The 17984-nt window shown below is 56.7% G+C and carries 17 protein-coding genes; 9 read left to right on the top strand and 8 right to left on the bottom strand.

What is annotated here, in order from left to right:
- Positions 1-8: 8 nt before the first annotated feature.
- On the bottom strand, positions 9-872 hold the full coding sequence (locus GFS31_RS15025; RefSeq protein WP_198805614.1) for a Tab2/Atab2 family RNA-binding protein: 864 nt from the start codon (positions 870-872) through the stop codon (positions 9-11).
- A 1-nt stretch (position 873) separates the two neighbouring features.
- Positions 874-1752, bottom strand: coding sequence for a S1 RNA-binding domain-containing protein (locus GFS31_RS15020; protein WP_198805613.1), 879 nt, complete (start codon positions 1750-1752; stop codon positions 874-876).
- Between the two features lie 465 nt (positions 1753-2217).
- Between GFS31_RS15020 and GFS31_RS15015 the strand changes: the two genes are divergently transcribed.
- Positions 2218-3645, top strand: a complete 1428-nt coding sequence (locus tag GFS31_RS15015; RefSeq protein WP_198805612.1) for a GAF domain-containing protein — start codon at positions 2218-2220, stop codon at positions 3643-3645.
- A 32-nt stretch (positions 3646-3677) separates the two neighbouring features.
- Here the strand turns inward: GFS31_RS15015 and GFS31_RS15010 are convergent, their stop codons facing one another.
- On the bottom strand, positions 3678-4979 hold the full coding sequence (locus GFS31_RS15010) for an MSMEG_0569 family flavin-dependent oxidoreductase (RefSeq protein WP_198805611.1): 1302 nt from the start codon (positions 4977-4979) through the stop codon (positions 3678-3680).
- 479 nt (positions 4980-5458) lie between these two features.
- On the opposite strand from GFS31_RS15010, the gene GFS31_RS15005 reads away from it, so the two are divergent.
- The 5 genes from GFS31_RS15005 to GFS31_RS14985 all read left to right on the top strand — a co-directional run bounded on the left by GFS31_RS15005 (position 5459) and on the right by GFS31_RS14985 (position 9126).
- Positions 5459-5941 (top strand): MSMEG_0572/Sll0783 family nitrogen starvation response protein, encoded by a 483-nt coding sequence (locus tag GFS31_RS15005; RefSeq protein ID WP_198805610.1) that lies wholly within the window; start codon positions 5459-5461, stop codon positions 5939-5941.
- Positions 5942-6014: 73 nt separating this feature from the next.
- Complete coding sequence (locus tag GFS31_RS15000; protein WP_198805609.1) at positions 6015-7022, top strand: Nit6803 family nitrilase; 1008 nt, start codon at positions 6015-6017, stop codon at positions 7020-7022.
- Between the two features lie 57 nt (positions 7023-7079).
- Entirely contained in the window at positions 7080-8165 is a 1086-nt protein-coding gene (locus tag GFS31_RS14995; protein WP_198805608.1) for an MSMEG_0568 family radical SAM protein, read from the top strand.
- A 104-nt stretch (positions 8166-8269) separates the two neighbouring features.
- A complete protein-coding gene (locus GFS31_RS14990) occupies positions 8270-8788 on the top strand; it encodes an MSMEG_0567/Sll0786 family nitrogen starvation N-acetyltransferase (RefSeq protein WP_198805607.1) in 519 nt (172 codons plus the stop codon).
- Positions 8789-8826: 38 nt separating this feature from the next.
- On the top strand, positions 8827-9126 hold the full coding sequence (locus tag GFS31_RS14985) for an MSMEG_0570 family nitrogen starvation response protein (protein WP_198805606.1): 300 nt from the start codon (positions 8827-8829) through the stop codon (positions 9124-9126).
- Here the strand turns inward: GFS31_RS14985 and GFS31_RS14980 are convergent.
- The 5 genes from GFS31_RS14980 to GFS31_RS14960 form a co-directional block, all read right to left on the bottom strand.
- Positions 9065-10267 carry an MSMEG_0565 family glycosyltransferase gene (locus tag GFS31_RS14980; RefSeq protein ID WP_198805605.1) on the bottom strand — a complete coding sequence of 401 codons (1203 nt, stop codon included), beginning with the start codon at positions 10265-10267 and terminating at the stop codon, positions 9065-9067. The two genes, GFS31_RS14985 and GFS31_RS14980, sit on opposite strands and share 62 nt — an antisense overlap.
- A gap of 56 nt (positions 10268-10323) precedes the next feature.
- A complete protein-coding gene (locus tag GFS31_RS14975) occupies positions 10324-11292 on the bottom strand; it encodes a sll0787 family AIR synthase-like protein (RefSeq protein ID WP_198805604.1) in 969 nt (322 codons plus the stop codon).
- Between the two features lie 353 nt (positions 11293-11645).
- Positions 11646-12710, bottom strand: coding sequence for an LOG family protein (locus tag GFS31_RS14970; protein ID WP_198805603.1), 1065 nt, complete (start codon positions 12708-12710; stop codon positions 11646-11648).
- Between the two features lie 209 nt (positions 12711-12919).
- Entirely contained in the window at positions 12920-13240 is a 321-nt protein-coding gene (gene trxA / locus GFS31_RS14965) for a thioredoxin (protein ID WP_198805602.1), read from the bottom strand.
- 485 nt (positions 13241-13725) lie between these two features.
- Complete coding sequence (locus GFS31_RS14960; protein ID WP_198805601.1) at positions 13726-14883, bottom strand: GuaB3 family IMP dehydrogenase-related protein; 1158 nt, start codon at positions 14881-14883, stop codon at positions 13726-13728.
- A gap of 165 nt (positions 14884-15048) precedes the next feature.
- Between GFS31_RS14960 and GFS31_RS14955 the strand changes: the two genes are divergently transcribed.
- From GFS31_RS14955 to GFS31_RS14945, 3 genes are all read left to right on the top strand, one after another.
- Positions 15049-15753: a potassium channel family protein gene (locus tag GFS31_RS14955; RefSeq protein WP_198805600.1), complete on the top strand. Its 705-nt coding sequence runs from the start codon at positions 15049-15051 to the stop codon at positions 15751-15753.
- A 42-nt stretch (positions 15754-15795) separates the two neighbouring features.
- A complete protein-coding gene (locus tag GFS31_RS14950; RefSeq protein ID WP_263974845.1) occupies positions 15796-16974 on the top strand; it encodes an anhydro-N-acetylmuramic acid kinase in 1179 nt (392 codons plus the stop codon).
- Between the two features lie 218 nt (positions 16975-17192).
- Positions 17193-17654 (top strand): hypothetical protein, encoded by a 462-nt coding sequence (locus tag GFS31_RS14945; RefSeq protein WP_198805599.1) that lies wholly within the window; start codon positions 17193-17195, stop codon positions 17652-17654.
- Positions 17655-17984: the final 330 nt, after the last annotated feature.

Below are 17984 nucleotides of genomic sequence, written 5' to 3'. Positions count from 1 at the left end.
GCTGCTTCCTAGCCCAAGGCGAGATCTTGCAGCAGCCAGAACCCCTCAAAGGACTCACTGCCCGGACTAGCCTGCACCCCCAAAAAGTGAACCCGGCTGGCCTTGCGCTTGGCGGTTTCAAACATCTGCGCCTCAGCTAAGAGGGCTGGGTTGGCAAGGCTGGCCAAAATCCAGCTATCGGCGGCTCCGGTTTCTAGCACGAGCTGGGGATTTTTCCCGGTGTCAATGCGCCAGTGGGAAAGCTCTAACCCCGACATCCAGGCCGCCAGCGCCTGAGCCCGAGGGGAAAAAATCAGCAGGCCCGGAATCGCTACCTTATTGTCCACGGCGGCCATGGTCAGGGGGAAGGTCTCGCCAAAGCCGATGTCCCAATCGGGGAGATCCTGAAACGACCGGGCATCTAGGGTAACAAAAGCCCACTTTTGGCCCATCAGGGCATCGGGCAGGGGCCGAGGGGTGGGGGGCGGCGCGGCCACGCTGGGGGTGGGGGCGCTGGTATAGCCCTCCTGCTGGGGGTAGAAGGACTGATTGCGCTCCGTTAGCCATTGGTTTAGGGCCAGGGTGCGGCGGCTGGGGCGGGCCGGAAGTCCCAAGCCATCGCAGGCCCGCTGGATCATATTCTGCATTTGATAGCGGAAGTAGCGAATCGCCGAGGGGGGCGTTGGAGCCTGGGCGATGGCCTCCTCTAGGGCCGCTTGTAGGGTGTTAGAGTTCACCTCGGTGTTGCTCACAAACTTGCTGTAGCGAAAGCTCTGGGCTGGGTCAGCCTGGATATCCACCACCCCTTCACAAACCAGCACTTCCCAGCGGCGCTTGTTGTTCTCATCCAGCAAGGGCCGGGAGTAAAAATCTAGTTCCCAAACAGTGCCCATCCTAAGCCTCGCTTTCGGCCAGCATCCGGCCCACGTCGCCCAGCCGATTTTCGGCCTCGGCCATCACCACCTCGGGTTCCTTAAGAAATTCGCCGGGATACTTTTCCAGGGCGCGGGTAGAGAGGGAAATGCGGTTGCGCTCCCAATCTAGGGCGATCACCACCGCTTTGATAGATTGCCCCGTTTGCAACACCGAGGACAGGTTCTCGATATAGTTTTTGCTGATTTGCTTAATGTGCAGCAGCCCGGTGATGCCGTTGAAATCCACAAAGGCCCCAAAGGGTTTGAGGCTGGCCACGGTGCCCTCAATGAGTTGGCCTAGCTCTAGCTCACCCATCACCTGGCTGCGCGCCGCCGCCCGTTGAGACATCACCAGCTTGTTGGTGGCTTGGCTCACTTCCAAAAAGCCCACGGTGAGGCGCTGACCCACCAGTTCCTCCAGGGACTCCGGGGCGCTGCTGAGGTGGGAACGGGGCACAAAGCCACGCAAACCCTCCACATCCACCGTCACGCCGCCCTTGTTGAAGCCCGTTACCTTGGCCTCCATCACCGCACTTTGGGCCTCCATTTCGGCGAGCTTTTCCCAAAGCTGTTTCACCTTCAGCTTGCGGATGGAGAGCAACACCTGGCCATCGGCGTCCTGATCGCGGATGACCTGGAAGGCGTATTCAGCCCCCACCTCCAGCAGCCCCTCTAGGCTGTGTACCGCCCGCACCTCGGCCTCGCGGATGGGCAAAAAGGCGGAGGACTTACCCCCAATGTCCACGGTTGCGCCATCGTTGGCCAGGGCAATGATCGTACCGCGCACGGTGCTGCCCACCTGAAAATCGTAGCTGTGGGCTTCCAGGGCTTTGGCGAAATCTTCGGTGGAAAAAGTCAAGCTCGGTTCTCCTGAAGCTCAGTAAATCTCGTAGCTTTCTACTATACACCCGCCCCTCAGCCAACCGTTAGCCCCAAAAGTCTGATTCCAGGACAAACAGACCCTCGCGGTTTTGTTGGCTAGGAGGCACGATGCCCCCGGAGTCCCTTGGATGGTCATGGCTACTCCAAACCCATGCCGCCTGATGGTGCAGATGCAAGATAAACCCGGATACTTCCGCAGCGGCAGGCAGGGGGTAGATCATTCGGGCACGCTGGCCAAGGGTTTGTAGTCAGGGATACGGCATTATCGATCAATTTGTAATCCACTGAAAATGGCGTTAGCAATGATGGGTCGTACCAACTCTGATGAGCTAGAAGTCTGAGCTAGAAAGTTGCGTTCTAGGCAGGCCAGCCGTAGGGGTAAGACTTCTGGATCGAAGGATAATCCGTTGACCTTAGCGCCGTCTAAATCTTGGATATCCCTGTGGGCCAATTTTCCTCGTTTTTAGATGCGGCCCGACTGGTGCACGACTTGCAGCAGGTCAAGGAGATTGCCCAGTCCATTAGTGGCCAGCTTGATCCAACCCAGATTGCCCACCGAGTGACCGAGTCCTTGGTGCAGCAATTTGGCTGTGCCTTTGCTCGTATTTGGTTACTGGAACCGAACCAAGTCACACTGCGCTTAGTGGCGTCCTCAGGGCTCTATACCCACACCAATGGATCCTTTGCGCGGGTGCCCATGGGGGCCTATAAGGTGGGAAAAATTGCCCAAAATCGGGTGCCGTTTCTCAGTAATCAGCTATCGGAAGAGGCTTGGGTCAAGGATCGCCAATGGGCGCTGGATAACCACATTCAAGGCTTTGCGGGCTATCCCCTTGTGGCTGGAGAAAGGGTTCTGGGTGTTCTGGCGAGTTTTCGGCGTGGCCCCTTTGAGCCAGAGTTTCTGGAGGTGTTGCAGGTGCTGTGTATGACCGTTACCGTGGCGTTGGATGCGGCCCAAGCGACGGCCTCAGCGCCTAGAGACGCTGGACTGCAAACCACATCGCTCTCGGATCAACTGGCTCAACTCCTGGGGGATAGTCCATTTACCCTAGTGGGTACCGAGCGTCCTCTCAGGCCGATGGTGGCCCACTTGCTGCGACAGGTGGTCGAAACCCTCAACCAGGTGAACTGTCGCTATTGTCGCCTTACCTATACTCCCCACACGGTGTACCTTGAGGCACTCGCCGATGAGGAATCCGGTTTGATTCCTGAGGAGGAGGAACGGAGGGGGCACCTGCACGGCAGGTTTAGGGACTCTCGTTTTGCCGACATTAGGCACGGGGTGATCTGTTTAGGGGGGAGCTTTGAGGTTCGATCTGTTGTGCAGCGGCAGACTTCTCAACTTTCCGTCATGCTTCCTGCGGCCCAGTATCCCATTGTGGTACAGGTGCAATGTCGCCAACCGCTCACGCACCAGGGTGTTGTCCACCTCGTTGCCCAGGCGGGCTTTTGGGTAACAGACGGAGAAGCTGGGACTGGAGAGGCTGGGGCTATGGTGCGGATTACAGATGACCCGGCATGGCTCGGACATCTCCCTGTGGTGTGGGTCAACCAGGGCAAGGGAAGTGTTCCGGCGGGCGTGGTCGCTGTCATGGACGTTAGAAGTACGGCAGAGGATCTACGCGCCCTCATTCACCAAGCTCTACAGAATCCCGTGGAACGCCATCCAGATCCTGCGCCGCTCCTGTCGGAGCGTGAGCAACAGGTGATGGCCTTACTGGCGGATGGACAGCGTGACCGCGCTATTGCCCAAGCCCTATTTATCAGCGAAAGTACGGTGAGATTCCATATTAACAATAGCTTGGCCAAGCTGAAGGCCAAAAACCGTTACCAGGGGGTTTACCAAGCGGTTGCCCAAGGGTGGATTTAGGGGATGAATTTAAAGGGATCACAGGGGTTAGATCAAGATCCCAAGGCCATATCATTGATGACTTCTAGCAGCGGTGATCGATCCAGTAAGGACTGTGTTGAATGTTTTCGACGCTCGGTCATCACGATGCGATCTGCCACATAGTAAGCATCGCGGGCAATGCCAGAAAATCGCCCAGAACCCCAGGTATAGAGCCAGGGCAACCCTAGAAAATAAAAGCCTTCTACCGCCGTAATGCCGCGATCATGACAGGGATAGCCTTTACCATTAAAGACGGGCACATCTACCCAGCTAAAGTCCATATCATAGCCAATGGCCCAAATCACCGTTGTGATATTGGCGGTCGTCAGATCCAGCGATGCAATCGTTTCTTGGGGTGTCCAAACGGGCTCATAGGGTGGCTCAATTGGAGCCTCAATTTCCTGATTGCTAATGAACTGATCGATAGTGCGTTTAATACTTTCGGCGACGGCATCCGCTTGGTCAAGGTTGTGCGAGAGGCTGTCATCAAACCGCAGTTGGTCATTTTCAACCGCCGTTAATCGTCCGTAGAGCTTCATCCCTTCGAGGGCAAAACGGCGCAAATCAATCTCCCGTCCGCCATCACGCCCGGTGAGATAGTGATTGGTTTTGTCGCGAACGGCCTCTTTTTGGGGATGTTTATCAATGGGAATATCGTAGTAACCCATCTGTTCCAGCCAGTCCACCACATCTCGTCCCCGATATCGCCGGGGAGAACGGGGAGCCCCCCCAACACAGAGGTGAACCTGCCGACCCGCCAAGTGAAGATCCTCGGCAATTTGGCAGCCAGATTGTCCCGTCCCCACGATGAGTACCCCACCTTCAGGAAGCTGCTCAGGGCTTTTATATTGTGAGGAAGAAAGTTGAGTTATCGTTGCGGGTAAGCGCTCCGCATAGGCCGGAATTTTAGGCCGATGGTAACCGCTCGTGGCAATCACCACTTGATTAGCAGTGAACTCTCCGGCGGAGGTGTTGAGATAAAACTTATTGCCACCTTCCATCCGCACTTTGGAAACCGTTACCCCTTCCTGTACCGGGGCATTAAAGTGGCGAGCATAGGCCTCAATGTATTGCACAATTTCGTCTTTAGCCATAAATCCGTGGGGATCAGGGCCTGGGTAGGGAAATCCCGGTAACTGGCATTGCCAATTAGGCGTCACCAAGCAAAATGAATCCCAGCGCTGATTGCGCCAAGCATGACCAATTCGATGCTTTTCCAGAACGACATGATCAATTCCCCGTTCCTTGAGGCAGTAGCTCATGGAGAGCCCCGCTTGCCCTCCGCCCACAATGATGACTGCGTGATGCTGCATAGTATTTAACCTTGACCATCTCCGGTGAATTCGTCGTTGGCGTAGGACTTGAGATTAAGCTATGCGGTTTAGCATTGGCTTCTTGTAGTTTGAAGCACAAAACAGCCGTAACTGTGGCTATGACTAGGGCTGCTGCTGGTCAACGCGACCAAAATAAGTACGTTGGGGGAGGCTCGCCGCTCTCTTTATCAAGATATGACTACAATTAGCGAAGATTACCCTATCACTTTTGATAGGTATGTCCCACGTACCCCAGATTCTATTCGATGTTGTTCAGTTTTCCCTGGCACTAGTCACAGACTCTACAACTTTGTTGTTTGTGATACAGGCTGTGACGTTACGGAATTTTAAGGTGCTAACTAACAAGAACCCATCTTGAAAGATTCAAATTCAAACGCTAGAGGCAGGAGTGATTTAGTGCAAACCCTTTCCTGTATCTAGGCTTGAGCAAAGTTTGTTAGTTTTTGAGGACAACTGTAATGCCTGAGGTTACTGCTCCTGCCCACAAGGCTGGCGATTTTTTGGTGGACTACGAAGAAAAAGTGTTTCCGGATGTCCAAGCCGATCCGGGAGAAAAAGCCCTCGTTACCTTTCATACGGTAGCCTTTGAGGGGTCGATTGGCCTAGTGAATTTGTTGCAGGCCACTCGCCTAATTCGGAAGGGATTTGAGACATCTGTTCTGCTCTATGGGCCTGGGGTAACGCTGGGGCTACAGCGTGGTTTTCCCAAGTTGGGAGACGAAGCTTTTCCTGGGCACCAAGCCATGAATAATCAGTTGATTAAAATCATGGAAGAGGGGGGCAAAATTTACGCCTGTCGATTTGCCTTGCAAGCCCTCTATGGTCATGGCGAACCCTCTTTGATTCCGGGTATTCGGCCCATTAATCCTCTTGATGTAATGGATTTAATCCTTATGCATCGCAAAGAAGGAGCCTTTATCCTCAATACCTGGACGCTCTAGCTTGGGGAACCGAAGCAGGGATATAGGCTTGCTTCGGTTCCATCGTATAGCGTTTATTACTGGGGGTATTGTCATGGATTACAGTCAGGTTGTTCGGGCGGCGGCGGTTCAAATTAGCCCCGTGCTGCACAGTCGTGAGGGAACCACAGAAAAGGTTTTAGACGCCATTGCAGCGGCGGCCAAGGACGGGGTGAATCTCATTGTCTTCCCGGAAACCTTTGTCCCTTACTACCCCTATTTCTCCTTTGTAACGCCCCCCGTTTTGATGGGTAAGCCCCACATGACCCTCTACGAGGAGGCCGTAACCGTGCCGGGGCCAGTGGTGGATGCGGTGTCGCGGGCCGCTCGCTCCTACAGCATGGTCATCGTCCTGGGAGTTACAGAACGGGATGCGGGTTCGCTTTACAACACTCAACTAGTGTTTGATGCGGATGGCCAGCTTGCCCTGAAACGGCGCAAGATCACGCCGACCTATCACGAACGCATGGTCTGGGGGCAAGGGGATGGGACGGGTTTGACGGTTGCGGATACCCAGGTGGGTCGTTTGGGCAGTCTAGCCTGTTGGGAGCACTACAATCCCTTGGCCCGCTTTGCCTTGATGGCCCAGCACGAGCAAATCCATTGTGGGCAGTTTCCGGGGTCGATGGTGGGTCAAATCTTTAGTGACCAAATGGAAGTGACCATGCGCCACCATGCCCTAGAGTCCGGCTGTTTTGTGGTGAATGCGACGGGCTGGCTAACGGCGGAACAAAAGGCGCAGATTACGCCAGATACGGCGCTGCACAAGGCGCTCAGTGGTGGTTGCTACACCGCCATTATTAGCCCTGAGGGGGTGCCCTTGGCCGACCCTATTGTTGAGGGCGAGGGCATGGTAGTTGCCGATCTCGACTTTTCCCTGATCACGAAGCGCAAGCGCATGATGGATGCCGTGGGCCACTATGCCCGTCCAGATTTGCTGAAGCTGCGGCTGAATCAAGCGCCCTGGTCGCTGCTGGAAACGGGGTCGCCGGAGCCAGATCGTGATCCGATGGTCTCTCCTGCTTCCCCCCCGCAGGCGGCTGAGACCGAACTATCTCTCTGACATGACGCCTAGCGTTACCGACTGCCCACATCACCGCCAACGTCACCTCCTCCTGCCATGAATCCAAAACATCTCCTAACGGAATTGCAGACCCGTGGGTTGCAGATTGTCGATGAATCGATGGGGGCCCAAGGCCGACGGGGGGGCGCTGGCCCCTCCGACCATAAAGCCGTAACCATTGATGGTCGCACCATCATGGTGCCGATCTACACCGGAACCGCCGCTAGTTCGCCCTACGGGGTTGCCAATTCAGAGGAGACCCATCAGGCCATCTTGACCTATGAGGATCAGCCCGTTGCCACCGTTGAGTTTCCCCACCAGCCCCGGTTTTATAGCTTAACCACAGCGGATGGGGTGCCCTACTGGAAAATCGCCCTGCTCCACAGCAAGGATGTTTTGGCAACAACGGTGCTGCAAACCTGTATGCGCTATCGGGACGCCTCCACGGCTTGCCAGTTTTGTGCCATTGAAAAATCCCTGGATCAGGGGCGTACCCTAGCGCGTAAAACCCCGGAACAGTTGGCGGAAGTGGCCGAGGCCGCCGTGCGGTTAGACGGTGTGCAACACATGATCATGACCACCGGAACGCCCAATACACCGGATCGAGGAGCCGCTTACCTAGCCGAATGTGCGCGAGCCATCAAGCAACGGGTGAATCTGCCCATCCAGGCCCAGTGCGAGCCTCCGGCAGATTTTGGCTGGTTTGAGACCATGCGACAGGCAGGCATTGACAGCCTTGGGATGCACCTAGAAGCGGCAGATCCAGCGGTACGGGCTCGCATTATGCCCGGTAAGGCCGAGGTGCCTCTGTCGGTGTACTTTGAGGCTTTTGAGGCGGCGGTGCAGGTGTTTGGGTGGGGGCAGGTGACGACCTACCTGCTGGCGGGGCTAGGGGATTCCCTCGAAACTCTGATCTCCACCTCGGAACGGCTGATTGCGATGGGGGTATATCCGTTTATCGTGCCCTTTGTGCCCATTACCGACACGCCCCTAGCCCAGCATCCGGCCCCCAGTGCGGCGTTTATGACGGCGGTGTATGAACAGGTGGGCCAGCGTCTGAAGCAGGCCGGGATGACGGCAGCGGCCATGAAGGCGGGCTGTGCCAAATGTGGAGCCTGTTCGGCCCTAGCGGCGTTTGAGTAGACCTTCAAAAAGTCCGTGGATTCATGAACTGCGGCAGCCTCGGTTGGCGGTTGCAACCGGGTCGCAGCCGCACTGTAAAGAGCATTGTATAGACGGTATCCACCATGTCTTTACCTCGATATACCTTTGAATTAGCCCAGACCCCCCAGGATGTCAGCGCCTATTTCCAGCTTCGGCGGGCCATTTTCTGCGAGGAGCAGGGGCTTTTCTCCGAAGACGATAGGGATGAACTGGACAATATCGCCTATCCCATCATTGCCGTGGAGCAGGATATTTTGGCAGGGCGGCAGGTGGTGGGCATCGTGCGCATCTACGAGGCGGAGCATCGCCTTTGGTATGGCGGACGGCTTGGGGTTCATCCTCGCTATCGGCGCGTTGGGCGCATTGGCAAAGGCTTAATTCAGAAGGCCGTAACAACGGCCCACGGCTGGGGTTGCGATCGCTTCTTGGCCACGGTACAAAGGCAAAATGTAAGATTCTTTCAGCGGCTGCACTGGACATCGCTCCAAGAGATCGACATCTGCGGCCATCCCCACCATTTGATGGAAGCGGATTTGGCCTTCTATCCCCCCGGCAACGAAGTCCGACGAGTCATGGCTGAGCGTGGACTGCAAGTGTCCTAGCTGTTCTAAGTTTCCTTGTGATCACACCCTCTTGTTCTATGCCTGAAATACGCTTTCAAATTCAGTGGCCCGATGGTTCCCAGGAAATCTGCTACTCTCCCTCGTTAGTGGTCAAAGACTACTTCACAACGGGAGAAAGCTACGCCCTTGAGGACTTTCTGGATCGATCTCGCACCGCCCTGCAAACGGCGAGTCAGCGGGTACAGGCCAAATATGGCTTTCCCTGTAGTTTGGCCCTGGGGCAGTTGGAGCATCTAGAATCCCAATCAACTCGGTTTATGGCCCAGCCTGAGGATCAAAAGGCTCCGCAGGTGCGGGTACTAGCCTTTCTGGAATAGCCGCCGCCCCCGATATCAAACGCTGATAGGCCAGGACATGCTGCTGGGCTGAAGCCTGCCAGGTATATTGGGGCAAAATCGCACGGCTGTGGTGGATGAAGCCTTGGGCCTGACTTGGGTCTGCTGCCGTTATCATCGCCTTCGCGATGTCGGAGACAGCGGTAGGCGTCACAAAAAGAGCCTGCTGGGGCGTTAGAAATTCTGTAAACGGTGGCTCGTTCGCGACAATGACCGGAAGTCCAGCAGCAATGGCCTCCATCACCACCAATCCCCACCCTTCCTTAATGGAGGGAAAACAAAACACATCGGCACTACGGTATAGCCCTGGTAGCACGGCATCAGGGACAACCCCAGGCAAAATTAAGTCGGCACCCACGGTCAGCCCAAGGTCGGTTACTCGCTGGAAAAACTGATCTCGATAGGTCTGGTAATCAAACAAGGTTGCTCCTCCGGCAATCACCAACTGGGCCTGGGGATGGTGGTGCCGAACTTGGGAAAAAGCCTCGAGTAATCGCAGGGAATTTTTGCGGGGCTCAATTCCCCCCACGGTTAGATAAATAGGAGAACCCGTTAAGCCATAGGTGTTTTTAATATCGGCATCTCTGCTCTGGGGCTGGTTGGTAAATCGCTGCTGGTCAACGCCATTGACCACTCGCACCGCAGAGAGATGATAGTCATTCGCTAAGGCCTGTTGCCAGCGATCACTGACGCATAGGCACAAATCCGCCTGATAGATCGAGGTATCCTGACACTGCCGCAAATAGGCGCTGGCATAGTCTTCTACGTGGTGAACCGTGCGCACCACGTGGGGAACCAGCCCTTGCTGCCGCAGCGTTACCAGAGCATTTGCCCCAATACAATCCTGGGCATGGTAGATGTCGTAGGTGTGGTCTGCCCTAGCCAGCCCCGTTACAAATTCTTGAATTCTCTGGGAAATGAGGCCATCGATATCAGCAGGGGCTGGACTAGCCGGAATCCGGTGCAGGGGACAGGGTAAGACGCGCTCGATGTCCTGACCGTCTTTATCCAGAGCGTAAACAGCCACCTGATGGCCGAGATGATGCAGCGCCGTGGCCAATTCCCAGGTATGAACGACACTCCCTCGGGGTTTGGTGGAATAGGTCAGTAGGGAAATTTTCATCACAACCATTGCATCGGTATTAAAAGCGTCATGGAAGTACATGACTTCCCTCAGTCTCACTCAGGAGAAAACCCCGTTAGCCCCTCGGTTGAAAAGTCCCAAAAGACCGCCATTTCCGCGCCAGATTTAAGGATCAATTGGGGAGCATCCGTGATGTAACCAATGGCTTCACAGGTAATGCCCTCTGGCTGAAAGCAGTGCTGTAGGGCCGCTAAATGTTCTGGAGCCACACTTAGCAAAAAGCCATAGCTGGGAAAACAGCGCAACCATTGGGTCAACGGCACCGATGGCGGTCGGGGAATCGTCGGCACATCGATCACGGCACCACACCCCGACGTTTCCAGCAACATCATAGCCGTCCCCAAAATACCGCCCATGCTGACATCCTTCCCGGTCTGGCATAGTCCCTGTTGCGCGATGGCTGGCAACACGGCCAGTTGTCGCCGTAAATCCGCCGGATCAGCCTGGGTCGCCGCATCCCAAAAGGGATACTGGGGGTGCAAGCGCCCAGTCAACTGAGTAGCTAGCACCAGCACATGGCCGGGTTGAGCGGTAAAGCTGGAGATAAGATGGGTCGCCCGTCCTAAAATGGCCACCGACAAGGCCCCATAGGGACTATGGCAATTGCTGTGCCCTCCCACAATCGGCACATTAAACGCCTTCGAGGCCGCAATCATTCCCTGCCAGAGTAGATCCGCCTGCTCGCTGGAAGCACTCCAGAGGGCGTCCACAACGGCCAGGGGGCGACCCCCCATGGCATAGATGTCGCTGACATTGACCAACACAGCGCACCAGCCCGCAAACCAAGGATCGGTTTCCACCAGGGGCGGCCACAACCCCTCTGCCGCCAGCAACAGGTAGCCATCTCCATCGGCAATGGCGGCACAGTCATCGCCCAACAAAATAGGCTCGGCGGTTTGGTCAGAATACGCAAAACGACCCAGGTGGCGAGCCGCCAGTTGAATATCTTGTTTCTGTTGTAATCCCAGGGCGGGCCGCACCTGATCAATCAACTCCGTCAACATGAAGAGGCTTTATCTCAAAGTCTATTTACTATCCCCCATCATCAACGGTTCTACGCTAAAAATCTGCAAGATAGACGCTATTTATAGGGCATAGATCGAGTGGCTTGACTTGATTAATCAATAAAATTGCAGTATGTACGTATTTTGAGGAAGGCTTTGAAACCACGAAGGTGAGGGATTCAACCCCACGCGAGTTTCTAGGGCATGACGCCAACTAAGGTAGGAAACACAGCCTTGTTTGTGACCGGGACGCTACGTGCGGGTTAATACAAAAAAGCCCCATTGATGGGCAATGGGGGCAACGGCCTTGGCTTGGCTGAATGGCTTTGCAGCCATCGGCATCAGCCAATAGCCTATTTCTGCTCTGGATGCTCTAGTTCAGGGCGGCTGTCGCCCAGGTCGTTCAAGCGGCGAATAAATTGGTGCAGTTTGCCAAAGTCTCGATGGTTGAAGTGCATCGCCAGGCGCGGCAGAGAAATGGTTTCATCGTTCTTTTCTTCGGGCAGAGCAGCAGTTTTTTCAATGTGGCCCTTGGAGAGAATGTCGCCATACTCTTCGTTCAGCAAGGCCACCGCCGCGTCGGGGAGATCGCCCTTCAGCCGCAACACCAAGCGATCTCCCACATAGCGGCAGGAGTGGTAGACCCGGTAAAAACTGCTGATGGCGTGGCAGGCGTCGTCTACGTTGTCGGTGATGGTGTAGAGGCTGGGGTCGTCGGGGCTAATCAGCCCCCGCGCCATCAGGTGTTTGCGAATGTAGGCATCCCAGTCTTTCCAGTAGTTGCCGCCGGGGTGATCCATCAGCACCACGGGCATGGGGTCGGCTTTCCCGGTCTGAATCAGCGTCAGAGACTCAAAGCCCTCATCCTGGGTGCCAAAGCCGCCGGGAAACAGCACCAGAGCATCGCTTTCGCGGATGAAAAATAGCTTTCGGGTGAAGAAATACTTGAAGTTCACCAGCTTGGGATTGTCGGTCATCACCGGGTTGGCCCCCTGCTCGAAGGGGAGCTGAATGTTGAGGCCAAAGGAATTTTCTGGCCCTGCCCCGGCATTGCCCGCTTCCATAATGCCGCCCCCGGCTCCGGTCATCACCATAAAGCCCAGTTGCGTCACCTGCTCTGCAAACTGCTGAGCGAGGAGGTAGTCGGGGTTATCGGCCCCCATGCGGGCAGAACCAAAAATCGTCACCTTGCGAGTATGACGATAGGGATGGAACATCTGGAAGCCCTGCTCCATATCCAGCAGGGCATAGTTCAAAATCTTCCAGTCCAGCCGCTCCGACTCGCGCCCCATCATCCGCAGAATGGTTTCTAGCACCTGCCGAATCAGTTTGCCATGCTCCATGGAAGGGAGGTGGTCGAACAGCACCTCCATGTCTGCCTGGATGTTGGCCGGAAGATTCGAGGGGGTAGCAACCATAGGACTGGAAATATCAGGACTGGGAAATTATGGGCAGTAATCTATTCTACCGAGAATTGTTCGCCGACTGGGTATTTTCGGCTAGCCCCTCACGCCAAAACACCTGCCTCGATAGGAAGCAGGTGCCTGAGACCCTATGGCGCATTACCTAAGAACCAGGCTCTCAGGTTGAGAAAACTCGGCCAAGCTAAGGTGCGTTGGTTGTCGGCCTAAAGATACTTTTCTAGGGTGTTGGCCAGGGTGGTTTTGGGCACTGCACCCACCACCATATCGACCCGCTGCCCTTCTTTGAAAATCATCAGGGTGGGGATGCTACGAATGCCGTAGTCGCTGGCTACGCGGGGGTTTTCGTCGGTGTTAACCTTGACCACCTTCACCTTGCCGTCGTACTGGTCGGCAATTTCCTCAACCACAGGGGCCACCATCCGGCAGGGGCCGCACCAGGGTGCCCAAAAATCCACCAGAACGGGGACGGTACTTTCGAGGACTTCTTGCTTAAACGTAGAATCTGTGACCTGAGCGGCTGCCATGCCTAGTCTTCCTTGCCTTTCTTAAACACACGCCATCTTACCATAGCCAAAAACCGCCCCCTTTAACCGCTGGCCATACAATAGGATATATTTTTGCGCTGCTGGGCCGCAGGGGTTGGGGTATCGCTGGCCATGCCGTACCCTCAACCTCCGCGAAATTTCGGTTGCCTGCTACGGGTGTCGCCCCTAACAATGGGCCGCAGGGTTAAGATCCACCCTCTGGCAACGAACGCTAGGAAACATGGCTTAAAAAAGGAACCGCCTGAACCCAAAGGCCCAGGCGGAGTGTGGTGTGAGGAGTGAACGGAAACTTTCGTCTCCGCTTTTCTCGATTGTACCGTGGAGGGTTGGAAATCTGCTACCCCAAAAGGGCAGACAGTTGACAATCTGTCACCTTAGCTATGGCGATTTTGGGAATCGACGTTCAATCTGATCAGCCCTTCTACCCTGGGCTATTTGCCCATGCCCAGCCCTTCTACCCTGGGCTATTTGCCCATGCCCAGTTGTTGGGCCTTTTGGTAGACTTTGCCCTCGGTGAGCAGGGACGGCGCAATCACCACTTCCACCTGCTGCATTTCCTTGAGATCCTTCGCGCCGAGGGTGCCCATGCTGGTTTGCAGTGCACCTAGGAAGTTGTGGGTGCCGTCATCGAGCTGGGCGGGGCCGCGCAGAATTTGCTCTAGGGTGCCCGTAGTGCCGACCCGAATGCGGGTGCCGCGAGGGAGCACCGGGCTGGGGGTGGCCATGCCCCAGTGGAAGCCTCGGCCTGGGGCTTCGGAGGCGCGAGCGAAGGGAGAACCAATCATCACGCCATCGGCCCCGCAGGCGATGCACTTACAGATGTCGCCCCCGGTGACGAGACCGCCATCGGCAATGATGGTGACGTAGCGCCCGGTTTCCTGGAAGTAATCGTCGCGGGCGGCGGCGCAGTCGGAGACGGCGGTGGCTTGGGGCACCCCCACCCCCAGCACCCCACGGGAGGTACAGGCGGCACCGGGGCCAATGCCCACCAGAATGCCAGCGGCTCCGGCCTTCATCAGGTTGAGGGCGACGTCGTAGGTGACGCAGTTGCCCAGGATGACAGGCATGGGCATGGCTTGGCAGAACGCGGCCAAATCCAGGGGCGCAATGGATTCGGGAGACAGGTGGGCTGTAGACACCACGGTGGCCTGCACGAAGACCAGATCAGCTCCGGCGTCGGCGATGGTTTGACCAAAGCGAGCGGCTCCGGCGGGGGTGACGCTGACAGCCGCAATGCCGCCCCCGGCTTTAATTTCCTGAATCCGTTGGGTAATCAGTTCGGGCTTGATGGGCTCGGCGTAGAGGCTCTGCATCAGGCCCACGAACTCCTCTTTGCCCACGGAGGCAATTTTGTCGAGGATGGGGTTGGGGTCGGCGTAGCGGGTTTGGATACCTTCTAGGTTGAGCACCCCCAAGGCTCCCAACTGCGACAAACGAATGGCCATGGTGACATCCACCACGCCATCCATGGCGCTGGCGATGATGGGGATTTCGCGATCAATGCCGCCAATCTGCCAGTGGGTATCCGCCAGGGAGGGATCCAGGGTTCTAGGGCCGGGCACGAGGGCGATTTCGTCAATGCCGTAGGCCCTACGAACGGTTTTGCCACGACCAAGTTGCATAGTCCTATCCTTTAAAAGTCATTAAGCTAGCCTATCAAAAAAGACCTCCCCCCGCTAAAGAAATTATCTTGGGTGGTTCGCGGCCTAGGTAGCCATAACAAGATGGCAATAATAGGATTGAATGGATCAGCCTCTCTCCCATTACTCGCCGTTGGACGTTAGCCTGTGAACCTGTCATCGCTGAGCTTTCTACGCAAAATGCGCTCCCCCACTCGCCAGTTTGCGGTGATTGGGCTGGGGCGCTTTGGTCGGGCGGTGTGTACCACCCTCAACAGTTTGGGCTATGAAGTGCTCGCCGCCGACGAGGACGAACGCCGCGTTAGCCAAGCTCTGACCGACCAGATTGCTGCCCACGCCGTGCAGCTAGACACCACCCAGCCCACGGCCCTCAAGGAGTCGGGCATCACCGAGTTCGACACGGTGATTGTGGCCATCGGCAACTATGTGGAAGAAAGCATTATCACCACCCTGAACCTGAAGGAGGCCGGGGTAAAGAACGTGGTGGCTAAGGCGTCTTCGGAAATCCACGGCAAGCTGCTGGATCGCGTCGGGGCTGACCATGTGGTGTTTCCAGAGCATGAGATGGGCTGCGAACTGGCGCGATCCTTGACGACACCAGGAATTTTGGATCGCTTTGAGATTGACCCCGACCACAGCATCGCCGAAATCATTGTGCCCCCAGCCTTTGACCAAAAAACCATCATCGACCTCGACCTTCGCAACCGCTACGAACTCACCCTGCTGGCGGTGAGCCAAGACCAACAGCCCGATAAGTTTGAAATCAACCCCAGCCCCGTCACTCGGCTGAAGGCGGGCGGGCTGATGGTGGTGATTGGCAGCAATAAGGGGCTAGAGCGGTTGCCTGTGTAGGACGCTGTTCAGACCACTCAGAGCGCTAGGATCGGCTGTCCATTGAAACCTGCTGACGAGGAAAAGCGAGACAAAACCATGCGGGTAATTGGGTTAATCAGCGGAACCTCTGTGGATGGCATTGACGTGGCCCTGGTGGAGATTGAGGGTGAGGGCTACGATCTGCAAGCTAACGTCCTCAGCGGCTTTACTGCACCCTACCCCGACGACCTGCGGCAGCGGATTCTATCGGTCTGTGCCGGACAGCCCATGGCCTTGGCGGATTTGGCGGATCTGGACGAGGCCATTGCCCACCAGTTTGCCCAGGCGGCGCAGCGGGTGATCGACCGCACTGGCCCGGTGGATTTGGTGGCCTCCCACGGCCAAACGGTGTTCCATCGTCCCGTGCAGGGGGAGCGGTTAGCCTACAGTGTGCAGTTGGGGCGGGGGGCGAGTTTGGTGCGGCGGCTGGGCGTTCCCACGGTGAGCAACTTTCGGCAGGCGGACATTGACGCCGGAGGGGAAGGTGCGCCCCTGGTGCCGATTGTAGATTTGTGCCTGCTCAGCCATCCCCAGCAGCGCCGCTGTGTGCAGAACATTGGCGGCATTGGCAATGTGACGTACCTGCCCGCCTGGGATCGGTCGCAATCTCCGCAGCCCCCGGCCATCCTCGGTTGGGACACCGGGCCAGGAAACTCCCTCATCGACATCGCCATGGCCACCCTGTCTGAGGGCACCCTCACCTACGACGCCGACGGAGCCTGGGCCGCCCAGGGCACCCCTTGCCAGGAGTTGATCCACGACTGGCTCCAGCATCCCTACCTGCACCAGCCACCGCCCAAATCCACCGGACGGGAACTCTTTGGCTGGGAGTATTTTCAGCACTGCTATGCCGCCGCCCAGCACCGAGGGCTCAGCCCCACCGATATTGTCGCCACGTTGACCCAGTTCACAGCGGCCACCATTGCCCAATCCTACCGATCTTTCTTGCCCGCCCTGCCCGATACGATCCTGGTGGGCGGGGGCGGCTGTCGCAATCCAGTGCTGATGGCCCACCTCCAAGCCGAGTTCCCGGAGATTCCGGTGAACCCCACCGATGCCGCCGGAATGCCCGCTAGCGACAAGGAAGCCATTGCCTTTGCAGTGCTGGGCTACTGGCGCTGGCAGGGGTTTCCGGGTAATCTGCCAGCGGTCACGGGGGCGCGGTCGGCGGTGTGCCTCGGCGACCTGCACCAGCCCTAGAAGATTTGTCGTCCCCCCTCGGCCCGCTTACCCTGGGCTGGGCTCTAGGCATTGGCTTAGCCCGAATTAAAGACGACCGATCTTACTCCCAGCAATAGGGCGTATGCTGGATAGGGAGAAGTGGACAGCTCGCAAAGACTGTCTCCGTCGGTATAGCTGGGGGCACTGGGATGAGTTTTGGCCAGATGCCTTAAGGGTCATGGTTTAGGGGGCAATCAGTGGTTCACAGTTTTTTGGTTGAACCAGGACGTTGGACGTTACAAGGAAGCTGGCTAGAGCGGGATCGTTTGCCCACCCCGGTGAAGGGCAAGATTTTGATCGCCTGGAGCCGAGATGATTGGTTCACCATGGTGATGAAGCTGGTGATGCCCGAAGCCACTCCGCCGGAAATGGCCCTTCAGTATCGCGGGCGGCTGGCCAATGGTGAGTGTCAATACACCTTTGTGCTCCAGCACAGCCAACTGGGCCGGGTGGAAGGGGAAGGCTGGGTGGCCCCAGACTCCATCATTCAGCGATACTGGGCCTTGGGAGATCGCCAGCGCCGCACCGGATTTGAAACCCTCCACCGCCTTGATGATGGTCGCTACCACCTCTCTAGCGGCATCATGACGGGCCATTATCTCACTAGCGCCATGGAAGCTACCCTTCAGCCCCAGATGACCCCACCCGCGAACGGTTAGCGACTGAGGGTGGGCGCTACCGTTCGCGAGCGCGTTGATGGCGGCGACAGCTACCAGGCGGATCGCATTGGTAGAGTTCCGTTTCTGGATCATCGTGGGGGCTGATTTTGGGAGCCACGATGAGAGCATGGCTGCTGACTGCGCCGATTGCGACCCAGAATCTGGTCGGGATACGATCCTGCAAGCAGGATGATCCGCCCTTCCTGCGAAGGTGAGAACCCCAGGGGCGCTGTTTCTGTAGGATCTCCCTGACAACGGGAAGGGCTGGCGATGGTAGCGGCTTTGTCCTAACCCAGCTATCGATTGCCCTACCAAAGACTGCCTCTCAAT

The organism is Leptolyngbya sp. BL0902, assembly GCF_016403105.1.
Taxonomy (GTDB): Bacteria; Cyanobacteriota; Cyanobacteriia; order Phormidesmidales; family Phormidesmidaceae; genus Nodosilinea.
The sequence above is the reverse complement of the archived record's forward strand: the minus strand, read 5'-3'. Positions and strand labels throughout refer to the sequence as shown.